Source organism: Brevundimonas sp. (genome assembly GCF_013823285.1).
GTDB lineage: Bacteria > Pseudomonadota > Alphaproteobacteria > Caulobacterales > Caulobacteraceae > Brevundimonas.
In genome coordinates this window covers 1-8,292 of the sequence record NZ_PNLV01000101.1, presented here as the reverse complement: position 1 = coordinate 8,292, position 8,292 = coordinate 1, and the positions used below count along the sequence as shown (strand labels likewise).

Below are 8,292 nucleotides of genomic sequence, written 5' to 3'. Positions count from 1 at the left end.
GTCCCACGACGGGCCGGTGGTGCAGGCGCCCGCCGGGTCCGTGAGGGGGGAGGCGCTGAACGGCGTCTCCGCCTTCCGGGGCATTCCCTACGCCGAGGCGCCCATCGGCCGGATGCGCTGGCGCGCCCCGGTGACGGCGGCTGGCTGGGACGGCGTGCGTGACGCGACGCGGTTCGGCCCCGCCTGTCATCAGCCGCCGTCGCGGCCGGGCAGCATCTATGCGCCCGCCGAGACGCCGCGCATGAGCGAGGACTGTCTGTCCCTGAATATCTGGATGCCGGAGGACGCCGGGAATGCGCCGGTGTTCGTGTGGATCCACGGCGGCTCCCTGACCGGCGGATCGGGCGCCGAGGTCATGTATGACGGCGCCCGCATGGCGGCCGAGGGCGTGGTGGTGGTGACTATCAACTATCGCCTGGGCGTGCTGGGTTATCTGGCCCATCCGGATCTGAGCGCGGAGTCGCCGGACGGGGTGTCGGGCAACTACGGCCTGCTGGACCAGATCGAGGCCCTGCGCTGGATTCAGCGCAACATCGCCGCCTTCGGGGGTGATCCGGACAACGTCACCATCGCGGGCGAGTCCGCAGGCGCGCTGTCGGTCATGTATCTGATGGCCGCGCCGCAGGCCCACGGGCTGTTCCACAAGGCGGTGGCCCAGAGCGCCTACATGATCTCCACACCGGCCCTGCGCGAGACGGTGCACGGCACGCCGTCGGCCGAGGAGGCGGGCGTGGCGCTGAGCCGCCAGCTGGAGGTGAGGGGGCTGCCCCGGCTGCGGGCCATGGATCCGCAGGCCCTGACCGTGGGCGCGGCCATGTCCGGCTTCCTGCCGCTGGGCAATGTGGACGACCATGTGCTGCCCGCCCAGCCGGTGGAGGCGTTCGAGCGCGGCGAGGCGGCGTCCGTGCCGATTCTGGCCGGATTCAACGAGGGCGAGATCCGCTCGCTGCGGTTCCTGCTTCCGCCGCAGCCAGCGAGCGCGGCGGCGTATGAAGCGGCCACTCGGGCAGCCTACGGCGATCTGGCGGATGACATGCTGGCCCGTTACCCGTCCGGGAACCTGGACGAGGCCATGCTGGCGACCACGCGGGACGCTATGTACGGCTGGACCGCCGAGCGGCTGGTGCGCAGCCAGACGGCGCAGGGCCGGCCGTCGTTCCTGTACTATTTCAACCACAGCTATCCGGCGGCGGACGAGGCGGGGCTGCACGCATTTCACGCCAGCGAGATTCCGTATGTCTTCGGGGGCGGGGATCGGACGCCGCCGCACTGGCCGGCGATCCCGGACACGGATGTGGAAGCCGGATTGTCCGACGCCATGCTGGGCTACTGGGTCAGCTTTGCGCGGGACGGCGTTCCTTCCGCCGAAGGCCAGCCGGACTGGCAGGCCTATGGCGAGGACCGGGCCTATATGGCCTTCGACCAGACGCCGGTTCCGGGCGAGCATCTGATGCCGGGCATGTTTGAACTGGTGGAAGAGGTTGTCTGCCGCCGCCGCGCCCATGGCGGATTGCCGTGGCACTGGAATGTGGGCGTCGCCTCGCCGCCGCTTCCTCCAGCAGCGGAATGCCCATGAGCGACGGGGAGATGCAGGCCTTCCCGCTGACCCTCGACCGGTTCCTGGATCATGCCGCAAAATGGCATCCGGGCGTCGAGGTGGTCACGGCGCGTGGCGATGGTTCAAGCGACCGTATCGGCTATGGGGCCTTGGCGGCGCGCAGCCGCAAGGTGTCGGCGGTTATGGACGGGCTGGGCGTGAAACCAGGCGACCGGGTCGCCACCCTGGCCTGGAACACCCAGGCCCATGTGGAGGTCTGGTATGCGGTCATGGGCATGGGGGCAGTGTGCCATACGCTGAACCCGCGACTGACCGAGGCGCAGCTGGCCGACATGGCGACCCGGTCGCAGGTCCGGATCCTCATTGCGGGCGCGGATCTGGCGCCGCTCGCGCGCCGCATCGCCGCGCGGGCGCCGCTGATCGAGCGCGTGCTGGTGATCGATGCGGGCGCGACGGACGAGCAGACCGATCTGCTGGAGCCGATGATCGGTGCGGTCGAGGGCGAGGTGGTCTGGGGGGCGTTCGATGAGACTGCGCCGAGCGGACTGTGCTTCACCTCGGGCACCACGGGCGCGCCCAAGGGGGTGACCTACACCCACCGGTCCAGCTTCCTGCATACGCTTCGGGTGCTGCAGGCGGACGTGATGGCGTTCACGGCCGACGACGGCATCCTGATGGCCGTGCCCATGTTCCACGCCAACGCCTGGGGCCTGCCGTTCGCGGCCCCGGCGGTGGGCGCGCGGCTGATCCTGCCCGGCCGCTATCTTGACGGCCCGAGCCTGGCGGCCCTGATCAATGCGGAAGACTCCACGGTTGGCGTGGGCGTGGCCACGGTCTGGCTGGCGCTGCTGGAGCATCTGGAGGCCACCGGCGGCCAGACCCCGTCGCTGAGGCGGATCGTGGTGGGCGGCGCGCCGCTGGCCCCGGCGCTGATGGAGCGCATCGAGCGCGGGCTGGGCGTCACCGTCCAGACCAGCTGGGGCATGACCGAGATGTCGCCCTCCGGCACGGTGGCGCGCCCGGCGGACCCGGACCGCGCCGCCCACAAGTCCGGCCGCCCCGCCATCGGCGTGGACCTGCTGCTGACCGATGCGGAGGGCCGGGCGCTGCCGGAGCAACGGGGCGTGGAAGGCCATCTGAAGGTGCGCGGCGCCGCGGTGATCCAGCGCTATTTCGGCGAGACCGAGAGCGCCACCGACCCTGACGGCTGGTTCGCCACGGGCGATCTGGCCCGCATCAGCCCCGACGGCGACCTGATCATCACCGGCCGGGCCAAGGACCTGATCAAGTCGGGCGGCGAATGGATCAATCCGGCCGAGATCGAGGCGGTCGTCAGCGAACATCCCGAAGTGTCTTTGGCCGCCGTGATCGCGCGATCCGATCCCAAATGGGGGGAACGGCCCATTCTTCTGGTCCAGACCCGGGAATCGGACACGATTAGCGACGAAGCCCTGCTTGCGCCGTTGCGCGAGAGGGTCGCCCCGTGGTGGATTCCCGACGCGGTCATCCGGCTGGACCAGATGCCGCTGGCCCCCACGGGCAAGATCGACAAGATGCGTTTGCGAGTAGACTATGGCGGCTGAGCCGAAGACGAAGACCAAACCTGCGGCTGTCGCCGAGGCCAAGCCTCGCGAGGCGGTCGCGCGGGCCGCGCCCAAGCCGCGCAAGCGCCCGGTCAAGGAGCAGCAGCGCGCCGACAAGATGGAGCAGATCCTCGACGCGGCGGAGTACCTGTTTTCGGTGCACGGCCTGTACGGGGTGACGCTGAAGGACGTCGCCCAGAAGGTCGGCGTCCACCATACGCTGCTGAACTACTATTTCACCGACAAGAAGACCCTGTTCGACGCCGTTATCGGACGGAGGGCGGGCGTCACCAGCGGTCTGCGCATGAAGGCGCTGGACGAGTACGAAGCCGCTTGCGGCGGCAAGCCTACGGTGGAGGGCGCCCTGCGGGCCTTTCTGGACACCGACCTGGACCTCTACAGCCAGGGCGGCGAGAACTGGAAGAACTACGGCGCCCTGGGGGCGCAGGTGTCCAACACGCCCTACGGCGCCGAACTGTTCGATCTGCATTTCGATCCGCTGGTGCTGCGCCTGATCGACATCCTCAAGAAGGCGCTGCCGGATTGCGCCGAGGAGGACATTTTCTGGGGCTATCACTTCGTCACCGGCGCGCTGATGCTGACCCTGGCCCGCACGGGCCGGATCGACCGCTTGTCCGGCGGGCTGTGCAGCTCCGACGATTTCGAGGCCGTGAAGGATCGCATGGCCGGCTTCATGGCCGCGGGCTTCATGTCGATCTGCAAGAGCAAAAAGAGCGCGGCCGACTGAGCGCGCCATCACAAAATCAAATCAATGACAGGAGAGTGGGACATGGCGCTTCAAGGGCGTGTGGCGATCATTACGGGTTCGGGCGGGGGACTGGGCCGCGAACATGCGCTGTATCTGGCGCGCAAGGGCGCGAAGGTCGTGGTCAATGATCTGTCGCAGGGCGCGGCGGACGCGGTGGCGGAGGAAATCCGCGCGGCGGGCGGTGAAGCCCTGGCCGTCGCCGCCTCGGTCACCGACGAGGCCGCCGTCAGCGCCATGGTCAATCAGACCGTGGAGACGTGGGGGCGGATCGACATCCTGATCAACAACGCCGGCATCCTGCGCGACAAGAGCTTCGCCAAGATGGACATGGCCGATTTCCGTCTGGTGGTGGACGTGCACCTGATGGGCGCGGCCATCTGCACCAAGGCGGTGTGGGAGCAGATGCGCCAGCAGCAGTTCGGCCGCATCGTCATGACCACCTCGTCGTCGGGCCTGTACGGCAATTTCGGCCAGGCCAACTACGGCGCTGCCAAGATGGCGCTGGTGGGCTTCATGCAGACCCTGTCCATCGAAGGTGAGAAATACGGCATCCGCGTCAACTGCCTGGCCCCCACGGCGGCGACCCAGATGACGGCGGATATCCTGCCGGAAGCGGCGTTGAAGGCGCTGGACCCGGCGCTGGTCAGCCCGGCGCTGCTGCCCCTGGTCGTGGATGGGGCGCCGACGCGCACGGTGATCTGCGCCGGCGCCGGGCACTTTGCCACGGCGACCATCACGCTCAGCCAGGGCCGCTACATCGGCGGCGGCGACGATGCGGGCGAGCGCCTGATCGCGGCGTGGGACGCGGTGTCGGACCAGACGGGCGCGCTGGTCCCCAACTACGGCTTCACCCAGGCCGAGCGTGAGGTACAGAGCGTCGTGGCCGCGTCCACGACCTGACGCACGGCGCAATCAGGAGGTCGCCATGATCGACCGTCGCACGCTGATGATCTCGGGCGCCGCTTTCGCCGGGTTGGCCGCCGGTCCCGCCCGGGCGTCGGATGCGCTCGATCCGGTGGTGGCCCGTCTTCGCGAATTCGTGGAGCAGGGCGATCTCCCGTTCGCCTCGCTGCGGGTGGCGCAGCGCGGCCGGGTGCTGGCCGAGGCGCACATTTCGGGCGCCGAGACCATCGGGCCGGAGTCCATCTATCGCATCTATTCCATGACCAAGCCCGTGGTGGCGGCGGGCGCGGTTCTGCTGATTGAGGACGGCGACCTGACGCTGGACACGCCGGTGGCCGGGATCGTGCCCGAGTTTGCCGATCTTCAGGTGTTGGGCGAGGGCGACGCGCGCGTTCCGGCTCGCGTCATGACCGTGGGTCATCTGCTGACCCACACCGACGGCCTGGCCAACAGCTGGAGCGATGCGCGCGTGGCGTCGTTGTATCGACAGGCGGGCCTGACCGCCGCCGCCTGGATGTACGATCCGGAAATCGGCGGGCTGGCGGGGTTCGCGCGGCGGCTGGGCGAACTGCCGCTGGAGCATCAACCGGGGGCGGACTGGCTGTACGGCTACGGCCTCGATATCGCGGGCCTGATCGTTGAACGGATCAGCGGGGAGTGGCTGGGCGACTTTCTCAAGCGCCGCATCTTCGACCCGCTCGGCATGGCCGACACCGGCTTCTTCGTGCGCGAGGACAGTGCCGACCGGCTGGCGGGGCTCTATACGGCGGGCGAAGGGGGATTGAACCGCGTCCGGTCCGGCGCCGAGCGGACCCCCCTGCGCCGGCCGCTGGCGGACTCGGGCAGCGGGGCGCTGGTCTCGACGCTGTTGGATTACGGCCGGTTCGCCGACATGCTGGCGAACGGCGGGGCCGTGGACGGGGCGCGGATCATGAGCGCGGACTCCGCCCGCTTGATGATGACGCCTTGGGGGCCGCAGGATCACATCGAGCCGCGGCTGCGCCAGTTCTATGGCGGGCGCCTGGAGGGCCGGATGGGGCAGGCGCTGGGCGGGGTGACCCGGCTGGATGACGGATCCGGGCCCGGGTCGACGGGCGAATACGCGTGGGGCGGGGCGGCGGGCACCGGGTTCTGGGCCACGGCCGGGCTCGGACTGTCGGTGACGATGATGACCCAGGTCATGCCCGCCGGCTCCGCGCCCGCGCGCGACGCCCTGAGGCCGCTGATCTATGAGGCGCTGGCCGGAGCCTGAGCCGGCCAGCGCGTCAAAAGCCTAGTAAATCTCGAACAGACCGGCGGCTCCCATGCCGCCGCCGACGCACATGGTGACGACGCCGTATTTAGCGCCGCGCCGCTTGCCCTCGATCAGCACGTGGCCGGTCATGCGGGCGCCGGACATGCCGTAGGGGTGCCCGATGGAGATGGCGCCGCCCGAGACGTTCAGCCGGTCATTGGGAATGCCCAGCTTGTCGCGACAGTACAGGACCTGGACCGCGAAGGCCTCGTTCAGCTCCCAGATGCCGATGTCGTCCACGGTCAGGCCGTGCTGCTTCAGCAGTTTCGGCACGGCGAAGACGGGGCCGATGCCCATTTCGTCGGGCTCGCAGCCGGCCACCGCCATGCCGCGATAGGCGCCGAGCGGCGTCAGGCCGCGCCGCTCCGCGTCCTTCGCCTCCATGATCACCGAAGCCGAGGCGCCGTCCGACAGCTGCGAGGCGTTGCCCGCCGTGATGAAGCGGCCCTGCTCGATCTTCTCGCCGCCGCCGAAGACGGGCTTGAGCGAGGACAGGCCTTCCAGGGTGGTTTCGGGGCGGTTGCCCTCGTCCTTCGAGAGGGTGACTTCCTTGGCCGAGATCTGACCTGTGGCCTTGTCCTGCACCTGCATGGTGGTGGTCATGGGGACCACCTCGGCGTCCAGATAGCCGGCCGCCTGGGCCGCGGCGGTGCGCTGCTGCGACTGCAGGGCGTATTCGTCCTGGGCCTCGCGGGAGACGCCATAGCGCTCGGCCACCACCTCGGCGGTCTCCAGCATGGACATGTAGATGTGGGGCGAGAGCTTCAGCAGCGCCTCGTCCTTCATGCGGTAGAGATTCATGTGCTGGTTCTGGACAAGGGAGATGCTCTCCAGCCCGCCGCCGACGGCCACCTGCTGGCCGTCGATCATGACCTGTTTGGCCGCCGTGGCGATGGCCATGAGGCCCGAGGCGCACTGGCGGTCGAGGCTCATGCCGGCGACGCTGGCGGGCAGGCCGGCGGCCAGGGCCACTTGACGGGCGATGTTGGGCGAGGTGGGACCCTGCTGCAGGGCCGCACCCATGATCACGTCCTGGACTTCGGCCGGATCGACGCCCGCCCGCTCGACGGCATGGCGCACCGCGTTGGCCCCCAGCTGCTGCGGCTGGGTGTCATTGAAGGCGCCGCGATAGGCCCGGCCGATGGGGGTGCGGGCGGTGGAGACGATGACGGCTTCGCGGGACATGGAACACCTCTGAATGGTTCGGGGAGCGTAACAGGAGTTGAACACGGCAAAGCCTGCCGGGCCAACGAAAAAGCGGCCCGAGCAGGGTCAGTCTTTGCGCTTTTCCGCCCTAATAGACGTCGCGGCGATAACGGCCCTGGCCAGTCAGATCATCCAGGGTCTCCACGCCCAGAATTTCGCCCAGCGCTTCGTGGACTCCGGCCCCCATGGCCACGGCGCCGCAGACGTGGATGACGGCGCCCCGGGCGATCCAGTCGCGCACCAGATCGGCGTGATCGCGCAGATGATCCTGCACGTACCGGCCGCCGTCGCCGCGCGAGAAGACGCGGTCCAGCCGCGCGAGCGCGCCCTCGGCGCGCCAGGCTTCCAGTTCGCCGTGCAGGATGCGGTCGTGGTCAGGGTGGCGCTCGCCCAGGATCAGCCAGTTGGCGCCGCGCCCGGCCGCCTGCCGTTCCCTGAGGTGCGCGCGCAGGCCCGCCAGCCCGCTGCCCGCGCCGATCAGGATCATGGGCGGGTCGCCCTCGGGACCGTGGAAGGCGCTGTTGGACCGGATGCGCAGGTCCACCGGCGCGCCGATGGCGCAGGTGTCGGTCAGCCAGCCGGACGCCAGACCCGGCGTTCCGTCCGGCGCGCGCATCAGCCGCACGATCAGCTCCAGCTGTCTGTCGGCGGGCAGGGAGGCGACGGAGTATTCGCGGTGGGCGTGGGGCGGCCGGCCGGGGGCGGAGGGCACGCCGATCTCCGCGATGTCGCCGGCGCGCCAGTCGGGCAGGTCGCCGAGCGGCTCCAGCGCGATGCGCCACAGGCCCTCGCCGGGGCTGTCGGGGCCGTTCAGCCGCTCGCGCGCGATCAGACGCCATGGGGCGTAGGCGGGCGGGGCCCAGTCCGGCGCGTCGGTCCGGCCGGTGATGCGGTTCAGCTGATGCTGCCAGTGGCGGATCGCGCCGGCCTCGCCGTTGTCCACCTCGACCCGGTCGAAGAGGGGGCGGGCGCCGTTGGT

At 69.8% G+C, this 8,292-nt stretch carries 6 protein-coding genes and 1 pseudogene; 5 read left to right on the top strand and 2 right to left on the bottom strand.

Annotation, left to right across the window (positions count from 1 at the left end):
- The 5 genes from C0461_RS11995 to C0461_RS11975 all read left to right on the top strand — a co-directional run.
- Window positions 1-1,576: carboxylesterase family protein (locus tag C0461_RS11995; RefSeq protein WP_292107235.1), on the top strand; the 1,576-nt coding region annotated here is incomplete at its 5' end.
- A complete protein-coding gene (locus tag C0461_RS11990) occupies window positions 1,573-3,141 on the top strand; it encodes an AMP-binding protein (protein ID WP_292107234.1) in 1,569 nt (522 codons plus the stop codon). The genes C0461_RS11995 and C0461_RS11990, both read left to right, overlap by 4 nt.
- 118 nt (window positions 3,142-3,259) lie before the next feature.
- Window positions 3,260-3,889 (top strand): TetR/AcrR family transcriptional regulator, encoded by a 630-nt coding sequence (locus C0461_RS11985; protein ID WP_292107237.1) that lies wholly within the window; start codon window positions 3,260-3,262, stop codon window positions 3,887-3,889.
- 42 nt (window positions 3,890-3,931) lie between these two features.
- Window positions 3,932-4,810, top strand: a complete 879-nt coding sequence (locus tag C0461_RS11980; protein WP_292107233.1) for an SDR family NAD(P)-dependent oxidoreductase — start codon at window positions 3,932-3,934, stop codon at window positions 4,808-4,810.
- 25 nt (window positions 4,811-4,835) lie between these two features.
- Entirely contained in the window at window positions 4,836-6,065 is a 1,230-nt protein-coding gene (locus C0461_RS11975) for a serine hydrolase domain-containing protein (RefSeq protein ID WP_292107232.1), read from the top strand.
- A 21-nt stretch (window positions 6,066-6,086) separates the two neighbouring features.
- Here the strand turns inward: C0461_RS11975 and C0461_RS11970 are convergent, their stop codons facing one another.
- On the bottom strand, window positions 6,087-7,292 hold the full coding sequence (locus C0461_RS11970; RefSeq protein ID WP_292107231.1) for an acetyl-CoA C-acyltransferase: 1,206 nt from the start codon (window positions 7,290-7,292) through the stop codon (window positions 6,087-6,089).
- A 109-nt stretch (window positions 7,293-7,401) separates the two neighbouring features.
- A pseudogene (locus tag C0461_RS11965) lies at window positions 7,402-8,292 on the bottom strand (oxidoreductase); the annotation flags it as partial.